At 61.3% G+C, this 18,698-nt stretch carries 16 protein-coding genes, 1 tRNA gene and 1 pseudogene; 10 read left to right on the top strand and 8 right to left on the bottom strand.

Annotated elements, in window-relative coordinates:
* The first annotated feature begins 139 nt into the window (after nucleotides 1-139).
* The 3 genes from RMV17_RS13655 (at nucleotide 140) to proP (ending at nucleotide 2,873) form a co-directional block, all read left to right on the top strand.
* The gene (locus RMV17_RS13655) at nucleotides 140-457 is read left to right on the top strand and encodes a hypothetical protein (RefSeq protein ID WP_311886846.1); all 318 of its coding nucleotides are present in this window, start codon (nucleotides 140-142) and stop codon (nucleotides 455-457) included.
* Nucleotides 457-1,116, top strand: coding sequence for a DUF3313 domain-containing protein (locus RMV17_RS13650; protein ID WP_311886845.1), 660 nt, complete (start codon nucleotides 457-459; stop codon nucleotides 1,114-1,116). The genes RMV17_RS13655 and RMV17_RS13650 overlap by 1 nt, the downstream gene beginning before the upstream one ends.
* Nucleotides 1,117-1,370: 254 nt before the next feature.
* On the top strand, nucleotides 1,371-2,873 hold the full coding sequence (proP, locus tag RMV17_RS13645; RefSeq protein WP_034154137.1) for a glycine betaine/L-proline transporter ProP: 1,503 nt from the start codon (nucleotides 1,371-1,373) through the stop codon (nucleotides 2,871-2,873).
* A gap of 31 nt (nucleotides 2,874-2,904) precedes the next feature.
* On the opposite strand, the gene RMV17_RS13640 is transcribed toward proP, so the two are convergent.
* On the bottom strand, nucleotides 2,905-3,792 hold the full coding sequence (locus RMV17_RS13640) for a LysR family transcriptional regulator (RefSeq protein WP_311886844.1): 888 nt from the start codon (nucleotides 3,790-3,792) through the stop codon (nucleotides 2,905-2,907).
* Between the two features lie 99 nt (nucleotides 3,793-3,891).
* Between RMV17_RS13640 and RMV17_RS13635 the strand changes: the two genes are divergently transcribed.
* Nucleotides 3,892-4,554: an NAD(P)-binding domain-containing protein gene (locus RMV17_RS13635; RefSeq protein ID WP_311886843.1), complete on the top strand. Its 663-nt coding sequence runs from the start codon at nucleotides 3,892-3,894 to the stop codon at nucleotides 4,552-4,554.
* Nucleotides 4,555-4,622: 68 nt separating this feature from the next.
* Nucleotides 4,623-5,216: a hypothetical protein gene (locus RMV17_RS13630; protein WP_311886842.1), complete on the top strand. Its 594-nt coding sequence runs from the start codon at nucleotides 4,623-4,625 to the stop codon at nucleotides 5,214-5,216.
* On the opposite strand, the gene RMV17_RS13625 is transcribed toward RMV17_RS13630, so the two are convergent.
* The 4 genes from RMV17_RS13625 to RMV17_RS13610 form a co-directional block, all read right to left on the bottom strand.
* On the bottom strand, nucleotides 5,217-5,783 hold the full coding sequence (locus RMV17_RS13625; RefSeq protein WP_311886841.1) for a hypothetical protein: 567 nt from the start codon (nucleotides 5,781-5,783) through the stop codon (nucleotides 5,217-5,219). It abuts the gene before it with no gap.
* Between the two features lies 1 nt (nucleotide 5,784).
* The gene (locus RMV17_RS13620) at nucleotides 5,785-6,573 is read right to left on the bottom strand and encodes a DUF2092 domain-containing protein (RefSeq protein WP_311886840.1); all 789 of its coding nucleotides are present in this window, start codon (nucleotides 6,571-6,573) and stop codon (nucleotides 5,785-5,787) included.
* A gap of 108 nt (nucleotides 6,574-6,681) precedes the next feature.
* Nucleotides 6,682-7,797 carry an AI-2E family transporter gene (locus RMV17_RS13615; RefSeq protein ID WP_108224548.1) on the bottom strand — a complete coding sequence of 372 codons (1,116 nt, stop codon included), beginning with the start codon at nucleotides 7,795-7,797 and terminating at the stop codon, nucleotides 6,682-6,684.
* Nucleotides 7,798-7,871: 74 nt separating this feature from the next.
* On the bottom strand, nucleotides 7,872-8,477 hold the full coding sequence (locus RMV17_RS13610; RefSeq protein ID WP_311886839.1) for a TetR/AcrR family transcriptional regulator: 606 nt from the start codon (nucleotides 8,475-8,477) through the stop codon (nucleotides 7,872-7,874).
* A 157-nt stretch (nucleotides 8,478-8,634) separates the two neighbouring features.
* Between RMV17_RS13610 and RMV17_RS13605 the strand changes: the two genes are divergently transcribed.
* From RMV17_RS13605 to RMV17_RS13585, 5 genes and pseudogenes are all read left to right on the top strand, one after another.
* Nucleotides 8,635-10,017 carry an aspartate aminotransferase family protein gene (locus RMV17_RS13605; protein WP_311886838.1) on the top strand — a complete coding sequence of 461 codons (1,383 nt, stop codon included), beginning with the start codon at nucleotides 8,635-8,637 and terminating at the stop codon, nucleotides 10,015-10,017.
* A gap of 315 nt (nucleotides 10,018-10,332) precedes the next feature.
* Nucleotides 10,333-12,036, top strand: a complete 1,704-nt coding sequence (locus RMV17_RS13600) for an amidase (RefSeq protein WP_311886837.1) — start codon at nucleotides 10,333-10,335, stop codon at nucleotides 12,034-12,036.
* Nucleotides 12,037-12,442: 406 nt separating this feature from the next.
* On the top strand, nucleotides 12,443-13,738 hold the full coding sequence (locus RMV17_RS13595) for an OprD family porin (RefSeq protein WP_311886836.1): 1,296 nt from the start codon (nucleotides 12,443-12,445) through the stop codon (nucleotides 13,736-13,738).
* A gap of 564 nt (nucleotides 13,739-14,302) precedes the next feature.
* On the top strand, nucleotides 14,303-14,662 hold the full coding sequence (locus tag RMV17_RS13590; RefSeq protein ID WP_311886835.1) for a DUF6124 family protein: 360 nt from the start codon (nucleotides 14,303-14,305) through the stop codon (nucleotides 14,660-14,662).
* A gap of 122 nt (nucleotides 14,663-14,784) precedes the next feature.
* A pseudogene (locus RMV17_RS13585) lies at nucleotides 14,785-15,057 on the top strand (DUF6124 family protein); the annotation flags it as partial.
* A 190-nt stretch (nucleotides 15,058-15,247) separates the two neighbouring features.
* On the opposite strand, the gene RMV17_RS13580 reads toward RMV17_RS13585, so the two are convergent.
* From RMV17_RS13580 to selA, 3 genes are all read right to left on the bottom strand, one after another.
* Nucleotides 15,248-15,343 (bottom strand) — tRNA-Sec (locus RMV17_RS13580).
* Nucleotides 15,344-15,349: 6 nt separating this feature from the next.
* The gene (gene selB / locus RMV17_RS13575) at nucleotides 15,350-17,266 is read right to left on the bottom strand and encodes a selenocysteine-specific translation elongation factor (RefSeq protein ID WP_311887043.1); all 1,917 of its coding nucleotides are present in this window, start codon (nucleotides 17,264-17,266) and stop codon (nucleotides 15,350-15,352) included.
* On the bottom strand, nucleotides 17,263-18,666 hold the full coding sequence (selA, locus tag RMV17_RS13570) for an L-seryl-tRNA(Sec) selenium transferase (RefSeq protein ID WP_311887042.1): 1,404 nt from the start codon (nucleotides 18,664-18,666) through the stop codon (nucleotides 17,263-17,265). Before selA ends, selB begins: the two co-directional genes overlap by 4 nt.
* Nucleotides 18,667-18,698: the final 32 nt, after the last annotated feature.

Here is an 18,698-nt window from a genome sequence, read left to right as displayed (position 1 = left end):
AAACGCCAATCTAAAGCCATTTCGCCGCCCGGGTCATTTATTTCAATCGAGCAACATTTCTACGCGCCAGACATCAAGCGGACATTCTCTGGCAAAACCGCGCGGGCATTCTGCGGCCATTCCAATCCAGGGGGTTCGCATGAAGCTATTGAACGACAACCAATGCGCCGAGGGGCACAACAGCAACCGTCCCTTGATCCTCAGCCAGCGCACCGCCGCGCTCGGCCCTGATACGCCGATTGTGTTTCAGGAGTCGTGCCTGAGCGTGTCCAGCGATCAGAGCCGGATCGTCCTGCGGCGCTACTTCGAGCAATTCAGCCCGACCAATGCGCACTGGGTGGAGTACGTCCACAGCATTGCCGCCGCCGACCTCATTCAATGGATCATGAGCCACGGCCAGTTGCACATCGAATGCTCGGACAGCATCACTACGCAACCTCACAAGGAAACCCGTTGATGGCCTGCACGCGTTCGCTGTTGCTGGCCCTCGCCGCCACCCTGAGCCTGTCGGCCTGCACCAGTAAAAAAGTCGAGCACAGCGGTTTTTTGCATGACTACAGCGTGTTGGCCGAACACCAGTCGCCGTCCGGCCAGCCTGTTCTGGCGTGGGTCAACCCGGCGCTCGCCCGGGGTCGATACACGCAGGTTTATCTGGCGCCGAGTCAGTTCTACCCAAGTACCGAGCCGACGCCGCGGATTCCGCTGAGCACGCTGTCCGGGGTCACTGACTACTACGACGCAGCGCTGCGGCTGGAGTTGGCCAAGGTAATGCATCTGGTCAACCAACCGGGGCCGAACACCTTGGTGGTGCGCCCCGCTATCACGCAAGTGGCGACCAGCACTCAGGGTTTGCGCTTTTATGAGTGGCTGCCGGTCACCCTCGTCGCGGCCGGTATCAGTACGGCGACCGGCATTCGTGATCAGGACAGTGAAGTCGCCACCGAAGTGTCGTTCGAGGACGGTTCGACCGGCGAAGTGATTGCCGAAGTGGTGCGCAAAGGCACCGGGGTGCCGCTGGAGAACGACAAACAGGTGCTGACTGCCGATGACGTCAAGGTCGTGCTGGATGGCTGGGCCAGCGACCTGCGGCAATCGTATACAGCCATCCGCCGGTAAACACATATCCCTGTAGGAGCTGCCGAAGGCTGCGATCTTTTGATCTTGGGACGCGGAGCGTCCCCGGCTGCATTCCCACGCAGAGCGTGGGAACGATCAATCGCAGCGTTCGGCAGCTCCTACACCGGTGCGCCAGGAAAAAAAGCAGCGAGCAGTGAATTATTTCGTGTCCTCATGTATCTGAGCCAAAGAGTACGCGCCATCAAATAGATGGCATCTACGCGGCACGATGGATCAGCAAAGAGAAGACCCGGATGAAATCACGCAAGAAAACCGTCAAGCCGATCGGCCTGAAAGACATCACCATTGTCGACGACGCCAAGATGCGCAAGGCGATCACCGCCGCCGCGCTGGGCAATGCCATGGAATGGTTCGACTTTGGTGTCTACGGCTTCGTCGCCTATGTGCTCGGCAAAGTGTTCTTCCCCGGCGCCGACCCCGGCACACAGATGATCGCCGCGCTGGCGACGTTCTCGGTGCCCTTCCTGATCCGGCCGCTGGGCGGCTTGTTCTTCGGCGCATTGGGCGACAAGTACGGACGACAGAAAGTCCTCGCCGCGACCATCGTGATCATGTCGCTCAGCACCTTTGCCATCGGCTTGATTCCGTCCTATGCCTCGATCGGCATCTGGGCGCCGATCCTGCTGCTGCTGGCGAAAATGGCCCAAGGCTTCTCGGTAGGCGGTGAATACACCGGCGCCTCGATCTTCGTCGCCGAATATGCACCGGATCGCAAGCGCGGGTTCCTCGGCAGCTGGCTGGATTTCGGCTCGATTGCCGGTTTCGTCCTCGGTGCCGGTGTGGTGGTGTTGATTTCCACCACGCTGGGCGAGGCGAAGTTCGAGGAATGGGGCTGGCGTCTGCCGTTCTTCCTCGCGTTGCCGCTGGGCATGATCGGCCTTTACTTGCGTCACGCCCTGGAAGAAACCCCGGCGTTCCAGCAGCACGTCGAAAAACTTGAGCAAGGCGATCGCGAAGGCCTCGCCGGCGGCCCGAAAGTCTCGTTCAAAGAGGTCGCGACCAAACACTGGCGCAGCCTGATGACCTGCATCGGCGTGGTGGCGGTGACCAACGTCACCTACTACATGCTGCTCACCTACATGCCGAGCTACCTGTCGCACAACCTGCATTACAGCGAAAACCGTGGCGTGCTGATCATCATCGCGATCATGGTCGGCATGTTGTTCGTGCAGCCGGCAATCGGTTTCATCAGCGACAAGATTGGCCGCAAGCCTTTTATCGTCGTCGGCAGCATCGGTTTGTTCATTCTGGCGATCCCGGCCTTCATGCTGATCAACAGCGGCAAGATCGGGCTGATCTTCGCCGGCCTGCTGATGCTGGCCGTGTTGCTGAACTTCTTTATCGGCGTCATGGCCTCCACCCTGCCGGCGATGTTCCCCACGCACATTCGCTACAGTGCGCTGGCCGCTGCGTTCAACGTCTCGGTATTGATTGCCGGCCTGACCCCGACCGTGGTCGCCTGGCTGGTCGAGAGCACCAACGATCTGTACATGCCGGCGTATTACCTGATGGTCATCGCCGTGGTCGGTCTGGCCACCGGTGTGACCATGAAGGAAACCGCCAACAAGCCGTTGCGTGGCGCCGCGCCTGCCGCTTCTGATCTTGAAGAGGCCAAGGAACTGCTGCAAGAACACCACGACAACATCGAGCAGAAAATCGAAGACATCGACGCCGAAATCGCCGCGCTGGAAGCCAAGCGCAAGGAACTTGTGCAGCAGCATCCGCGAATTAACTGAGTCGCTTTTTTCACTCATCCAAATCGCCCGGTCAGCCAAATCGGCTGACTGCGGCATCGATGAACTGGCGCACTTTCGCAGTCTTCTGCCGATGCGCCGTGTACAGCAGATGCATCGCTCTGCTCGGCGCCTCAAACCCCTCCAACAACCTCACCAACTCGCCTCTGCGCAATGCCGGTTCAAGAAAGTCGGCAGGCCCCAGCACAATCCCGAAACCATCCACCGCCGCTGTTAACAACGCCTTGCTCTCGTTGACGTGCAAGCGACTGCTCACCGGCACGCGCTCGACCTGCGCACCGTTGAAAAACGACCACTCGTGATCGGCAGGCCGTGACCAGTAGGCATAGCCCAGGCACTCATGCTGTTGCAGATCAGCGGGCACTTGCGGCGTGCCGTGTTCTGCCAGATAGCGTGGCGCCGCGCAGACAATCAAGCGATACGCGGCCAATGGCCTCGCGGTGAGGCTGGCCGTGGCCAACGGGCCGATCCGGAAAGCCACCTCAAACCCCTCCTCCACCAGATCCACGGCGCGGTCGGTCAAGTGCAAGTCGATTTCCACCTCAGGGAATTCGCGCAAGAACGCAGTCACGAACGGCATCAGACTGTAAGAGCCAAAGCTCACCGGCGCGCTGACCCTGAGCTTGCCGCGCGGTGTGTCGTTCATGACTTGCGCCAGCGAATCGGCGGCCTCCGCCTCAGAGACGATGTGCTTGCAGCGCTCGTAGTAGGCCTGGCCCAGCTCGGTCAGGCTCTGCCGGCGCGTGGTGCGATTGAGCAACCGCGCACCCAGCCGCTGTTCGAGGGCGGCAACGTGCTTGGCGACCATTTGCGCCGACATTTCGAGGCGTTGCGCGGCGCTGGCATACGAGCCCGCTTCGGCCGCCATCACGAACGCCGCCATGCTGGTCAGCCGATCCATTCGAAACTCCTGTTAGCGAAAGTAAGTAACAGAGTGCAATTTATCTGCACTTGGTCAGGAATCATCATAGTGGCTCCCCACCTGACAGAGGAACACACCATGCGCATTGGAATCGTTGGAGCCGGCTTCATTGGGCGCGCCGTCGCGCAAATCGCCCTCGCCGCCGGGCACGAGGTGATGCTCAGTAACTCACGCGGCCCGAAGACCATGAGCAGCGTGCTCGCCGGCATCACCGGCTGCCAGATCGGCACGGCCGAACAGGCCACACAGTTTGCCGACGTGGTGTTGCTGGCCATCCCCTACGAACACATCCCGAGCCTGCCGCCAACCTGGTTCGAAAGCAAAACCGTGCTCGACGCCAACAACTATTACCCCGATCGCGACGGCCACATCGCCGCACTCGATACCTTCCAGACCACCACCAGCCGTTTGCTCGCCGAGCATCTGCAGGGCGCCACCGTGGTCAAGGTGTTCAATGCCATCCTCGCCGCAGACTTGCTCACCGATGCCTGCCCGCACGGCTCCAGCGAGCGGCGCGCCCTGCCCGTCGCCGCAGATGACGCTGACGCCAAGGCATTGGTCGTGGGTTTGCTGGACGACCTCGGCTTCGATGCAGTCGACGCCGGAGGCCTCGATGAGAGCTGGCGATTCGAGCGGGCAAAACCGGCCTATTGCGCTCCGCTGGACAAGTCCGGGCTGGAGAAAGCCCTGGCTGCTGCCGAGCGCGAGGTCGAATTACCTTTGGGCAGTTGGCGGCGCTGAAGCCTTCCGGCAGGTGGACAGAGATCAGCTAGCCTTGAATCGGATCGCACGTCATTCAAGGAGCCGTCATGTTCAAGTTCATCAAGACCACCGTGATCGGCGGGCTGCTGTTCATTCTGCCGTTGGTGTTGATCGTCGTGCTGATCGAAAAAGCCATCCACCTGCTGCGCGGGCCGGTCGAAAAGTTGTTGCCGATGTTCAAGGGCTATGACGTGGCGGGTGTGACGCTGGTGAGTCTGGCGACGTTGCTGGGTCTGATCGTGCTGTGTTTTCTCGCCGGGCTGCTGGCACGCACGTCTGCGGCGGCGCGGGCGCTGGAGGCCACGGAAAACAAGCTGCTCAGCAACCTGCCCGGTTACCAGTTGTTCAAAGACACCACCGCGCGGTTTGCCGGGCTGGAAAACGAGGACGGTTCCAAGGTCGGAATAATTGCCGAGGGCGAAGGCTTTCGCCTGTGTCTGATCGTCGAAAGCGTGGATGACTGGCTGACGATTTTCATGCCCGACGGTGGCCCGGCCGGAGGCACCGCGGGTGAAGTGCGGCTGGTGCCGGCCGCACAGGTCATCGTTACTGAGCTGTCGTGGCTGACCCTCGCCACCGGGTTACGACGCGGCGGCCGTGGCATGCTCGCGCAGATGCAAGCGTGGGTGCCGAAAGCCTGATCAAGGCGCATTGACCACCACATACGTCACATCACTGCCCTGATACTGCGGCTGGTACCAGGTCGAGCCGCACTGCATGTAGGCGACGTTGTACTGAATCACCTGCACACAACTGCTGGGCATTTGCGCCGGGGTAAAGATTGCCCCTACCACCGCCGCAGTGGCCGCGACGGTTGCCGTTACCGCCACTGCGGCCGCCACCGGATGGTAGTGATCGTCGTAGCCATAACGGCCATGCCCGTCGACATCAATATCGACATCGCGACTGTTGTCGATGTTGACGTTTCGGTTACCGTTGTTGACGTTCGTGCGGTTGCCGACGTTGTTGCCGGCATTGACCCGATTGCCCGAATTGACCCGATTACCGGCGCTGACATTGTTGGTGCGCTGCGGTGCGTTGATCCGCTGCGCCCGTTGCGCATTCGGCGCCGGCGCGCGGTTGACGTTGGCGCGGGCATGTCCCTGAGCGCGTTGCCCCCGGGCATCGGCTTCGGCGACATAACCGGCGGTCAACAATGTTGCGGTGGCCAGCGACAACAACAGACTCCACGTCATCGACTTGTTCATGTCACTGCCCTCCCTGATCGCTGGCTTTTTTAAACGCAATCGCCACATCGCCTTTGCCCGGTTTGAAGGTGAACTGCGTGTCCGGGATGGTCGGCTTGAGGTTCCATTGATACACCGCGCTGTACTCGGGAAAGCTCTTCTCGTCGGTGGTGGTAATCACCAGTTTGCACGGCAAGGGTTTGTCGGAGCGGGTCAGCCACAATTGCCAGTCGATACCTTCCTGGCGAAACGCCAAATGGTCGCAGAGCTGGCCCTTGATGACCGATGGGCCCACGTACAGCGCGGCTTTCAAGGCATCGATCTGCGCCTGATCACTGCCGAACAGAAACAGATCCTCCATCGGCACCTGCACCCCGTAGAAGTTCTCGACCTTGTGCAGGGTTTCCGCCACGGTGGCCGGGGCATCGACGGTGGTGTAGTACTTCAGATAAGGCGAATACTGGGTGAGTTTCTTGCCGTTGTAGAAGAACTCGCGGGTGCGCACGTCGCCTTCGCTTTTCGCATACAAACGATCGTGGCCGACCACTTTCAGGGTGTTGGCGGACTCGGTCTTGATCTTCTGCCCAGACTCCAGAACCGTGTCCCGCGAGACTTGGGCATCGACCTGGAATTTCGGCAGGCTGCGCAGGTAGTTGCCCATGTCGATGAGCTTGTCGACCACTTGCGGGTTGATCAACGGCGTATCGTCCGTCGCTTCGGCAGCGGGCGTTACGGGCGGGTCTTCGGCGTGGGCTCCCGGCGCGAGAACCAGTGTGAACATCAGGCAGACAATACTGGCTGGGGCTTTCATCGGTTCCGCTCCTGTCCCTGGGTGGGCGTTGCGCCCGAAGGGCAACTGACTGACCAGCCTAGACCTCAGTGTGGGGGTACGCCAATGCGTCAGCGAGAGGGATGAGTGTCACGGCAGATGTTCTTTGCGCTGGCTCTCCAGAAGCTCGGTGACATCGGCCGGTTGATACACCCAACCGATGAACAATTCGTAGCCAACCGCCAGAATCACCGGCCCGGTGAACAAACCAATAATGCCGCTGGTGACCATGCCGCCCAGTGCGCCAATCAGCACCACCGGCATCGGCACCGCGACGCCGCGACCCAGCAACATCGGTTTGAGCACGTTGTCAGCAAGCCCGGCAATCGCCATCCACACCGCAAAGATAATCGTGCCGGCGCTGACCCCGTCCACGGCGAAGACATAAATCACGATGGGCAGCGAGATCAGCAGCACCGGCAATTGGGTGATGCCCAGCAGCAACACCATCAAGGCGAGAACACCGGCCGCCGGCACACCCATGACCACCAGTGCCACGCCGACCAGCAGCATCTGAATAAAGGCGATGCCGACCACACCCTGCGCCACGGCGCGGATGGTTGCCGTGCACAGTTCGGCAATCTGCGGGCCGCGCACCGGCCCGGAAATGCGTGTGGTGACAGCCACCGCTGTGCGGTGGCCGCGCTCGCCGTGGTGCATGATCAACCCGGCGACGATCAACGCAATCACAAACACCACGATGCCCGCCCCGACACCGGCGGCTTGATGCAACACCACTTTGCTCCAGTCCTTGAGATGTGGCGCCAGTTCCTGAAACACCCAGCTCAGGTCCTGCGAAGCGTGCATCCAGATGCCGTAAAGCGGCGCGCCAATCAACGGCCAGCCTTCGACACTGGCCGGTGGCGGCGGTATCTCGAACTGGCCGGCTTCGAACGTGTGCATGCTGCCCTTGATCGACTCGGCGATCGACGCGCCCAGCAGGCTTAACGGCAACATCAGAATCACCAGACCCAGCAACACCAGAATGATTGCCGCCCAGCCATAGCGATGACCGAGTTTCGCGCCCAGCAGCTGATTCAGCGGATACAACGTGACGGCCAGGATCAGCGCCCAGAGCATGACATTGAGAAACGGATGAAAAATGTCGTAGCAGAACAGCACCAGAACGGTGATCAGGCCCGCTCGAATGAGCACGTCCAGCAGTGCTCTGGAACTCTGAAACGTGATCAGCGGTTTGTCTTCCATGTCGGCGCTCCTGGATTGGGCCAGCGTTGAACCGCTGTGAGCCTAGTCCACTTCCGGCACATCGTCTTTTAGCCTTAGCGCTCCAGCATGCCGTGGCACAACAGGTTCAAAACCCCGCGCATGTGCAAGGCGTGCGCGGCTCGATCAGGGATTTCCTGGGTCGCCAATCGAATGAACGCCATGTTCGCGTACTGGTTGAACAGCGTCGCCACCACGTCGAGATCGATCGATTCGCGCACTTTTCCCGCTTGCTGGAAATGCAAAAGCAGCGCTTTCGTCTCTCCGATCACGGCGGCATTCCACGGGCTCATCGCTTCGGCCAGTTCGCCGGTCAGCAGAAACGGCGCCAGTTCCCGCCACAGCGAAGCCGGCATCGCCTGTAGCTGGTAATCGGTCATCAGCCCTTCGAACTCGCACAACGCCTCCAGCGGATCGCTGTCATCGTCCAGATTCGCCCGCGCCTCGCGCATGGCTTGCTCATCGGGTTGCTTGAGCAAGGCCAGCAAAATCTCCTGCTTGCCGCCGAAATAGTTGACCACCGTCGGCGCCGAAACCCCCGCCTGCACGGCGATCTGGTCCAGCGTGGTGGCCGCAAAGCCGTTGCGCTTGAACAACTCGAGCGCCGCCTCGGCAATCACCTGCCGGCGCTGTTCCTTTTGCCGCTCTCTGAGTCCGCTCATGTTGCCTCTGATGATCCTTGCCAATGGCCCTCAGCCTACGGATATCTTTTTTCATCGACAAATATTTTCTTTACAAAAATATTTTTAGATGACAAAACTTTATCCGTGCAGCGCTGCGACGAACGCACCCACTTGCCCTTTGCTCTGGAGATCCGCCATGTCCGCCGAATTCGATTCGACCCGCAGTACCCGCGATTACCAAGCCTCTGACGCCGCTCACCACATCCACGCGTTCGTTGATCAGAAGGCCCTCAACGAGGAAGGCCCGCGAGTGATGGTCAGCGGCGATCGTCTGGCATTGTGGGACAACGACGGCAAGCGTTATCTGGACGGCATGTCCGGCCTGTGGTGCACCAATCTCGGTTACGGGCGCAAGGATCTGGCCGCCGCCGCGACCGCGCAGCTGGAACAACTGCCCTACTACAACATGTTCTTCCACACCACTCACCCGGCGGTGATCGAGCTGTCCGAACTGCTCTTCAGCCTGTTGCCCAAGCACTACAGCCACGCGATCTACACCAACTCCGGCTCCGAAGCCAACGAAGTGCTGATCCGCACCGTGCGCAAGTTCTGGCAGGTGATGGGCAAACCCGAGAAGAAAATCATGATCGGCCGCTGGAACGGCTACCACGGCTCGACCCTGGCCGCGACGGCGCTGGGCGGTATGAAATTCATGCACGAGATGGGCGGTACCATCCCGGATGTCGCGCACATCGATGAGCCGTACTGGTTCGCCCACGAAGGCAACCTCAGCCCGGAAGAATTCGGCTTGCGCGCGGCGCGACAACTGGAAGACAAGATTCTCGAACTGGGCGCCGACAAGGTCGCTGCGTTCGTCGCCGAACCTTTTCAGGGTGCGGGAGGGATGATCATTCCGCCGGCGACTTATTGGCCGGAAATCCAGCGCATCTGCCGCAAATATGACGTGCTGCTGTGTGCGGACGAAGTGATTGGCGGTTTCGGCCGCACCGGTGAATGGTTCGCCCATCAGGCATTCGGTTTTGAACCCGACACGCTGTCGATCGCCAAGGGCCTGACCTCAGGTTATATCCCTATGGGCGGTTTGATTCTGTCACGGCGCATGGCTGAAGCATTGGTCGAGAAAGGCGGCGTGTTTGCCCACGGCCTGACCTATTCCGGGCACCCGGTGGCGGCTGCCGTGGCGATTGCCAACCTCAAGGCCTTGCGCGATGAAGGCGTGGTGACTCAGGTGAAAACCGACACCGGCCCATATCTGCAAAACTGCCTGCGCGAAGTGTTTGGCAATCACCCGTTGGTGGGGGAGATTCAGGGCGTTGGCCTGGTGGCGGCGTTGCAGTTTGCTGAGGACAAGGCCAGCCGCAAGCGCTTTGCCAATGAAAACGATATCGCATGGCGTTGCCGCACGATTGGCTTTGAGGAAGGGCTGATCATTCGGTCAACACTGGGGCGGATGATCATGGCCCCGGCGCTGGTGGCCACGCGCACGGAGCTGGACGAGTTGCTCGACAAGACGCGGATTGCGGTGGATCGGACGGCGCGGGAGTATGGGGTGCTGTGATCGGCTGCGGTCATACCTGCCGTCTGTGAACACCATAAAATCCCTGTGGGAGCTGGCTTGCCAGCGATGGCGATAGTTCAGACACATCATTATCGAATGGGCTGGCCCCATCGCTGGCAAGCCAGCTCCCACAGGGAATGGTGTAAGCCTGAAAGGGAAAATCGGTGGGAGATCATTCCCGCCGATTACTCCGCACGCCGCTTGGTGTTAAATAGGCGCCAGTCTTAACCTTGTCGCGTAAAGCCGTGCAACGAGAACCGATATGAACACCCATTCCAGGAAAAACCTTGCCCCATCGCAAACGGCGGTGAGCGCATGATCGAAGTCACCGAAGTTTCCATTGCCCAACTGCGTGCCGCCCTTGAATCAGGCGAGACCACCTCGGTCGAGCTGGTGCAGGCCTATCTGGCGCGTATCGATGCCTACGACGGCGCCGACACCGCGACTGCGCTGAATGCCGTAGTCGTGCGCAACCCTGAAGCGTTGAACGAGGCACGGGCGTCCGATGCCCGCCGTGCCAAAGGCGAAACCCTCGGCCCGCTCGACGGCATTCCTTATACCGCCAAGGACAGCTATCTGGTCAAAGGCCTGACCGCCGCGTCCGGTAGCCCGGCCTTCGCCGATCTGGTGGCTTATCGCGACGCCTTCACCATCGAACGTCTGCGCGCCGCCGGGGCGATCTGCCTGGGCAAGACCAACATGCCGCCGATGGCCAATGGCGGCATGCAGCGCGGCGTCTACGGTCGCGCCGAAAGCCCTTACAACGCTGATTACCTCACTGCGCCGTTTGCCTCCGGCTCCTCGAACGGTGCCGGCACCGCCACTGCCGCGAGTTTCGCCGCGTTCGGTCTGGCGGAAGAAACCTGGTCGAGCGGACGTGGCCCGGCGTCCAACAATGGTTTGTGCGCCTACACGCCGTCGCGCGGGGTGATCTCGGTGCGCGGCAACTGGCCGTTGACGCCGACCATGGACGTCGTCGTGCCTTACGCACGGACCATGGCTGACCTGCTCGAAGTCCTCGACATTGTGGTGGCCGAAGACCCGGACACCCGTGGCGACCTCTGGCGCCTGCAACCGTGGGTGCCGATTCCTCGCGTCAACGAAGTGCGCCCCGCCGCCTACGCCGATCTGGCCGTCGACGCCAAAGCGCTGGCCGGCAAGCGTTTCGCCGTGCCGCGCATGTTCATCAATGCCGACCCTGAAGCCGGCACCAGCGAAGCACCGGGCATCGGTGGCCCGACCGGCCAGCGCATCAACACCCGCGCCTCCGTGATCGACCTGTGGAAGCAGGCGCGTCAGGCCCTCGAAGCCGCCGGTGCCGAAGTCGTCGAAACCGATTTCCCGCTGGTCTCCAACTGCGAGGGCGATCGTCCCGGCGCGCCGACTGTGTTCACCCGTGGTCTGGTCTCGAAAGAGTTCCTTCACCATGAGCTGTGGGACCTGACTGCATGGGCGTTCGATGACTTCCTGCAAGCCAACGGCGACCCGAAACTCAATCGTCTGGTCGACGTCGACGGCGCGAAAATCTTCCCGCACGAACCGGGCACGCTGCCTAACCGTGAGGGCGATCTGGTCGCGGGCATGGATGAATACGTGCGCATGGCCGAACGCGGCATCACGCCGTGGAATGAAATCAGCACCGTGCCCGATGGCTTGCGTGGTCTGGAGCAGACTCGGCGTATCGATCTTGAGGACTGGATGGACAAGCTGGGCCTCGACGCCGTGCTGTTCCCGACCGTCGCCGATGTTGGCCCGGCGGATGCGGACGTCAATCCGGAGTCGGCCGACATAGCCTGGAGCAACGGCATCTGGGTGGCGAACGGCAACCTTGCGATCCGCCACCTCGGCGTGCCAACCGTCACCGTGCCGATGGGCGTGATGGCCGACATCGGCATGCCGGTCGGCCTGACCTTCGCTGGCCGCGCCTACGACGACTCGAACCTGCTGCGTTTCGCCGCTGCGTTTGAATCGACCGGCAGCAAACGGCAGATCCCGCCGCGCACACCGCCATTGTCGTAACGCGATCAAACCTGTGGAAATGTGCTGTGTCAGCTAGCAGAAATGTTGCCTGACACACCGCCATCGCTGGCAAGCCAGCTCCCACAGGTTTTTGCTCCCGCCACAAAACCCTCATTCAACCCAAAACCCTGTAGGAGTGAGCCTGCTCGCGATAGCTGTGTGTCAGGCTCGATAAATTTGACTGATACACCGCTATCGCGAGCAGACTCACTCCTACAAGGGATTGTGTAGCCATTAATCTTGAGCCCCCCCGTATCCCTGTGGGAGCTGGCTTGCCAGCGATGGCGTCAGCACTATCACAACCTCTTGACCTGCCAGCCACAGCAATTCAGCACATCCGCTCAATCACCCTGCACTGCATTCCCGCGATCATCCAGGCCACCTCAATTGCCGCTGGCCACTGACCATGATCGACTGCGTCCCCTCGCGCCTCACCCTGCTCGCGCTGCTCTGCGGTCTGACCACCACCGCCCACGCCAGCGGTTTCTTCGACGATGCCAAAAGCGAAGTGCTCAGCCGCAACTTTTACCTGAGCAACGATTACCGCTCGCCCTCACCGTCCGGCAAAAACTACAAACAGGAATGGGCACAAGGCTTTATCGGCACTTTCTCATCCGGTTTCACCGCCGGCACAGTCGGTTTCGGCATTGATGCCCACGCCTTCGCCGGTCTGAAACTCGACGGCGGCAAGGGCCATTCCGGCACCGGTCTGCTGCCAGTCGACAGCGATGGCCGCAGCGAAAACGATTACTCCAGCGCTGGCGGCGCACTCAAGCTGAAAGCCTCGCGCACCACCCTCGCCTTCGGTGAAATGACCGTGGAAACGCCGGTGTTCGACACCTCCGACAAACGCTTGCAACCGGAGTACGCCACCGGTTTTCTGCTTAACAGCGCCGAGTTCGACCACGTCAATCTGGTGGCCGGGCATTTCACCGCGTTCAAGAATCAGGACAGCTCATCGGGCAAAGGCGATTTCTACGGCTACGGCGCCAATACCGAGGCCGGCGGGATCAGTTTCGTCGGTGCCGATCTGTTCACCGACAGCCCAGTGGGCGGCGCGTTGTATGCCTCGGACCTGAGCGACACCTGGCACCAGTACTACGGCAACCTGCACTTCAAACAGTCCGGCGTGCTGCTCGACGCCAACCTCTACCACACCCGCGACACCGGCCGGGCGCTGGCCGGCGCCATCGACAACACCGCGTTCAGCCTGTCCGGCAAATACACCTTTGGCCCGCACGCGGTGATGCTCGGCTGGCAAAAGATCAATGGCGACACACCGTTCGATTTCGTCGGCGGCGACTCGATTTACCTTGCCAACTCGATCAAATACGCCGATTTCAACGGCGCCAACGAGCGCTCCTGGCAAGCGCGCTACGACCTCGACCTAGGTGCCCTCGGCATCCCCGGCCTGACTTTCATGACCCGCTACGTCGCCGGCAGCCACATCGATGGCACCCATGCGCCCGAGGGCGGCGCGTACAACCCGTTCGATCCTGACAGCGGCAGTTACCAGCCGCAGCAAGGCGACGGCGGCAAGCACTGGGAGCGCGATATCGATTTGAAGTACGTCGTGCAATCGGGCGCGGCGAAGGATTTGTCGGTGCAGGTCTCGCATGTATCGCACCGCGCCAATGAGGCGCAGGCCGGTGATGACATTGACCGGATTTACGTGGTGATCCAGTACCCGTTGGGTTTCTGACGCACCACGATCAACCCGCCCGCAATCATTCAACTGTGGGAGCGAGCTTGCTCGCGAATGCAATAGGTCAGTTACATTGATTTCGCCTGACAAAGCGCCTTCGCGAGCATGCTCGCTCCCACAGGTTACTGCGTCGGTCACAAACCCTGGGGGTAACAGGGACAAACCACGCTTGCACCCAGCCAGTCGCCCAATCTTTTGCCTTTTAAACTCCGGTGTTTAAAAGACACCTCCAGACACGCCTTCAAGGCTACAAATTCTTGCGCCGTTGCCTACAGCTACGCCAGAATCCGCCGGCTTGTGCGCCTTGGGGTCGGGTTCTATTGTGGTGCGGTCGCTGACGAATCAGCGATCGGGTTTCGCAGCCCGGTTCAATCAAGGCGCACAGCGCTCCACTCCATTGCCATCAAGATTAATGGCAATGGCGCTTCATGGCGGCTGTGCGCGGGATACCTTCGGGTATGCCGGGTGCCTTGATTCCCGGTCTGCGAACCTGCGTACAGCTGCCACCTCTCTTCGTTTCGCAGCGAAATGTGGCGGCTCCAGCAATCAAGGAGCTTTACAATGATCAAACCAACACCCAACCCGCCCGAAATCGATCTAGCCTCGCCCTACGAATCCCTCGATTCAAAAAAGCTCAACGACGCCGCCGAACGCGCGCTTGATCACTACCTCTGCCCGCCCGGCTCGACCACATCGCCCCGCAAAACCCGCCGAATGTACGCCGTGACCGCAGACTTCAAAAACGAAGAACTGCTGGCCGATGCCAGCGAAACACTCGCCTCAGCCAGAACCATCGCCCATGATTTCGCCCATCTCGTACCCGCGTCGCAGCGACGGACGCTGTTGGGAATTGCGCAACTGATCATGCTCGGCGAACTGGCGGTGAATCGGGTGATGGATAATCTGGAGTTGCCGCAGTAGCGGCCTTCGATGATCGTTCCCACGCTCTGCGTGGGAATGCCTCAACGGACGCTCCGCGTTCGGCTCTGGATTGGACGCAGAGCGTCCCGGGCTGCATTCCCACGCGGAGCGTGGGAACGATCAACCGCGCGCTCGACCACTATCTCTGTCCACCCGGCTCCACCCCGCCGCCCCGTAAAACCCGCCGGATGTACGCCGTGACCGCCGACTTCAAAAACGAGGAGCTGCTGGCGGATGCCAGCGAAACACTTGCCTCGGCCAGAACCATCGCCCATGACTTTGCCCATCTGATACCGGCGTCGCAGCGCAGGACGTTGTTGGGTATCGCGCAACTGATCATGCTTGGGGAGCTGGCGGTGAATCGGGTGATGGATAATCTGGAATTGCCGCAGTAGCGGGCCTCGATGATCGTTCCCACGCGCCGCAAAAGAATGCCTCAACGGACGCTCCGCGTTCGGCTTTGGAAGGGACGCGGAGCGTCCCGGGCTGCATTCCCACGCAGAACGTGGGAACGATCAACTGGTACACCGCTTTCGCGAGCAAGCTCGCTCCCACACTGGATCGGGGGAGATCCGGAGGAAAAACTGGCGGAAGGCAGCCGGAGTCGAACCTGCCCGGGAACGGATGCCGTCCCCAACCGGGTTTGAAGCCCGGCCGCGCCACCGGGCGCGATTGCCTTCCTTGAACTCATTGCGCATCGGCGTGGGCCAGCGCGTTGTCGGGGCGGATCTGGCGGGATTCGCCGAGGCGTCGGGTCAGGCCGACGCGGTCGAAATATTCGAGGTACTGAATACAGCGTTTGCGTCCCAAGCCTAGCGCATCGCGGAAGGTTGTCACCTGGATCTGCGGATTTTCCTTGGCCAGTTTGAGCAGTACATCGGCCATTCGGCGCAGTTGCGCGTCACTCAGGAACAGGTCGCGCACCACTTGATGCATCAAGCCCAGACGGGCGAGTTTGCGCAGCAGCAGGCGCACAACTGCATCGTCCTGCCCCAACACTTTGGCCACGTCACGGACCCACGGCGGGTCGAAACCGGCCTGTTCGAACAACGGCTGTAATCGCAGCCAAAGGCTTTCGTCCTCGGCATTCAGGCGCACCTGATGATCCGGTAAATGCAGCCATGGCCCACTTGCCTGGATCGAGCCGGCCGCGAGCAATTCATCCAGCAAACTGACAAACGTCGAACGCTCCAGCGCCAGACCACTGAAGCGCCGCAAGCGATCGCGATCCGGGCCCATCTGGTCGGGTTCCAGTTCATGGAACTGCGCGAGTTGTTCCAGCAGGGTGAATTTCAGTTGTGACCAGCGCTGCACATTGAACAGCACCGGGCCTTGGCGGGTGTCGATCAGGCGCACGTTTTCCGCTAACGCCCAGGTCGCGCGCGGGCGATTGAACTGACGTTCCAGCCGCTGCGGATCGAGGCCGCCGGCGCTGTAGTTGAGCAGCACGGGCAAGATGTGTTCGAGTTCGTCGCCAGAGATCAGGACGCGCAGTTGCTCCAGACGTTCGGGGCTGCGGCGTTGTCGCGCCGGGGCGAACGGATCGAGCACCTGACCGCCACCGAGGGTGCGTTGCGCACTTTGGTCGCGCAAGATCAGTCGATCACCCTTCACCGCGTGCACCGGCGCGTTGATCAGCAGTTGCGCGAACATCCGCTCGCCGGGACTCAAGCGCGGACCTTCGAGCAAGGCGACGCGGGCGATGACATCCTGCGTGCCGAGGTGCACGTGCACCGGATGAAAGTGTTCGAAAGTGCGTTCGCCGGGCAGCAGTTGAAAGTCGATGTCGACCCGTTGCGTCGGCGCGTGCAGCCATTCGCTGAGCAGCCACTGGCCGCGATGGATCTGCGCCAGTTCGAGGCGTTCACCCGTCAGGTTCAATGCCACTCGCTGGCCGGCGACAGCGTGTTCGGCGGGTTGATTCTGCGCATGCAGGCCGCGCACTCGAACCGCTTTCCCGGAAGGCGCCATAACCAGTTTGTCGCCAACCGCAACCGTCCCCGACAACGCTGTGCCCGTGACCACAATCCCCGCACCTGCGACGCTGAACGCCCGATCAATCGCCAAACGAAAACCGCCCTCAAAACTGCGCGCCTGCACCTCGTTTTGCACCTGCATCAGCGCCGCACGCAATTCATCAACCCCCTTTCCGCTCACACTCGACACCGTAAAAACCGGCGCCTCGGCAAACGGCCCCGGGGCGAGCAGATCCAGCACTTGGCGTTGCACTTCTTCCACCCTGCCCGCCTCGGCGCGATCGCATTTGCTGATCGCGACCAGGGCGCGCGGAATGCCGAGCAATTCGACAATCGCCAGATGCTCGCGGGTTTGCGGCATCACGCCGTCATCGGCGGCGACCACCAGCAACACCAGATCGATGCCTTGCGCACCGGCCAGCATGTTATGGGTGAATTTCTCGTGGCCGGGGACGTCGATAAACCCGGTCAGCCCCGCGCCCGGCTTCAGTTCGGCATACAGATAGCCAAGGTCGATAGTCATCCCGCGCTCGCGTTCCTGCGGGCGGCGGTCGCCGGTTTGTCCGGTCAGGGCTTGCAGCAGCGACGTCTTGCCGTGGTCGATGTGCCCTGCCGTGCCGACGATCACGGGTCGACCTGCAGGTGCGGCAATTGCCCGAGCCACGCCGGCTCATCGTCGAGCTGACGCAAATCGAGCCACAGCGCATCGTCGTCGATACGCCCGAGCACCGGGATCGGCAACGCGCGCAACGCCGCTTCCAGATTCAACAGGTAACGCCCGCGCAAACGCTTTGAAACCTGCGGGCGAAAACACAGCGCCGCACTTGGCAAACGCGCGACCGGTTGGCTGCCGCTGCCGATCATGCCCAAGGCCTCAACTGCACTGACCTGCCAGCTCTCACCTAACAAGTCAGCCATCAACGGCTGCAAGCGCAAAGCCTGGCCATAGATGTCAGCCTGCGGGCGAGTCAACAGACGCAGACTCGGCAAACGTTCAGCGAGACGATCCGGATCGCGATACAAACCCAGCACCGCCTCCAGCGCCGCCAAGGTCAACTTGTCCACCCGCAACGCGCGCTTCAGCGGGTTCTTCTTGATCTTCGCGATCAGCTCTTTACGCCCGACGATCAACCCGGCCTGCGGACCGCCGAGCAATTTATCGCCGCTGAACGTAACGATATCCGCACCCTCCAGCAGCGCCTGACGCACCGTCGGCTCTGCCGGCAAACCCCAACGAGTCAGGTCGAGCAGACTGCCGCTGCCCAGATCCTCCAGCAACGGCAAACCATGCCGATGGGCCAACTCGGCCAATTCCGCCGTCGGCACCCGCGCGGTAAATCCTTCGATGCTGTAGTTGCTCGCATGCACGCGCATGATCAAACCGCTGCGCGGGCTGATCGCTGCCTCATAGTCGCGGGCATGGGTGCGATTGGTCGTGCCGACTTCGTGCAGGCGCACACCGGCGCGGGCCATGATGTCGGGGATGCGGAAGGCGCCGCCGATTTCGATCAGCTCGCCACGGGAAATGATGCCTTCCTTGCGCGCGCCCAGGCTGTTGAGCGTCAGCAGTACGGCAGCGGCATTGTTGTTGACCACGGTGACGGCTTCGGCACCGGTCAGTTCGCGGATCAGGCCTTCGATCAGGTCATCGCGATCGCCGCGTTTGCCGCTGGCCAGATCGAATTCCAGATTGAGCGGATAACGCGCGGCCATGTGCACCGCTTCGATGGCTTCGTCCGGTAACAAGGCGCGACCGAGGTTGGTGTGCAGCACCGTGCCGGTGAGGTTGAATACCCGTCGTACGTTACTGCGCTGTTGCTGGGCCAGACGTTCACCGACGCGTCCCGCCAACACCTCAGGGCTGATTTCGACGGCAGATAATTGCCCGTTCAACACGTTGGGGCGCAACTCATCAAGCAACTGACGCAAACCCGCCAGCAACGAATCACGCCCGTGACGCTCGAGCAAAGGCACGCAGGCCGGGTGACGCAACACACCATCAATGGAAGGTAACCGCAGGGACATCAGCCACTCCTGGAAACAGATCGTTCGGCCAGAGT

This window comes from Pseudomonas sp. VD-NE ins, from assembly GCF_031882575.1.
GTDB classification, from domain to species: domain Bacteria; phylum Pseudomonadota; class Gammaproteobacteria; order Pseudomonadales; family Pseudomonadaceae; genus Aquipseudomonas; species Aquipseudomonas fluorescens_BZ.
The sequence above is the reverse complement of the archived record's forward strand: the minus strand, read 5'-3'. Positions and strand labels throughout refer to the sequence as shown.

Bases quoted from the DNA above. Each gene is read 5' to 3' on its own strand.
- RMV17_RS13610 (WP_311886839.1), bottom strand. From the start codon at position 8,477: ATGAGCGGACTCAGAGAGCGGCAAAAGGAACAGCGCCGGCAGGTGATT.
- RMV17_RS13630 (WP_311886842.1), top strand. From the start codon at position 4,623: ATGTTCAAGTTCATCAAGACCACCGTGATCGGCGGGCTGCTGTTCATT.
- RMV17_RS13590 (WP_311886835.1), top strand. From the start codon at position 14,303: ATGATCAAACCAACACCCAACCCGCCCGAAATCGATCTAGCCTCGCCC.
- RMV17_RS13600 (WP_311886837.1), top strand. From the start codon at position 10,333: ATGATCGAAGTCACCGAAGTTTCCATTGCCCAACTGCGTGCCGCCCTT.
- RMV17_RS13655 (WP_311886846.1), top strand. From the start codon at position 140: ATGAAGCTATTGAACGACAACCAATGCGCCGAGGGGCACAACAGCAAC.
- RMV17_RS13615 (WP_108224548.1), bottom strand. From the start codon at position 7,797: ATGGAAGACAAACCGCTGATCACGTTTCAGAGTTCCAGAGCACTGCTG.
- RMV17_RS13650 (WP_311886845.1), top strand. From the start codon at position 457: ATGGCCTGCACGCGTTCGCTGTTGCTGGCCCTCGCCGCCACCCTGAGC.
- RMV17_RS13620 (WP_311886840.1), bottom strand. From the start codon at position 6,573: ATGAAAGCCCCAGCCAGTATTGTCTGCCTGATGTTCACACTGGTTCTC.
- RMV17_RS13640 (WP_311886844.1), bottom strand. From the start codon at position 3,792: ATGGATCGGCTGACCAGCATGGCGGCGTTCGTGATGGCGGCCGAAGCG.
- RMV17_RS13625 (WP_311886841.1), bottom strand. From the start codon at position 5,783: ATGAACAAGTCGATGACGTGGAGTCTGTTGTTGTCGCTGGCCACCGCA.
- proP (WP_034154137.1), top strand. From the start codon at position 1,371: ATGAAATCACGCAAGAAAACCGTCAAGCCGATCGGCCTGAAAGACATC.
- RMV17_RS13635 (WP_311886843.1), top strand. From the start codon at position 3,892: ATGCGCATTGGAATCGTTGGAGCCGGCTTCATTGGGCGCGCCGTCGCG.
- RMV17_RS13595 (WP_311886836.1), top strand. From the start codon at position 12,443: ATGATCGACTGCGTCCCCTCGCGCCTCACCCTGCTCGCGCTGCTCTGC.
- RMV17_RS13605 (WP_311886838.1), top strand. From the start codon at position 8,635: ATGTCCGCCGAATTCGATTCGACCCGCAGTACCCGCGATTACCAAGCC.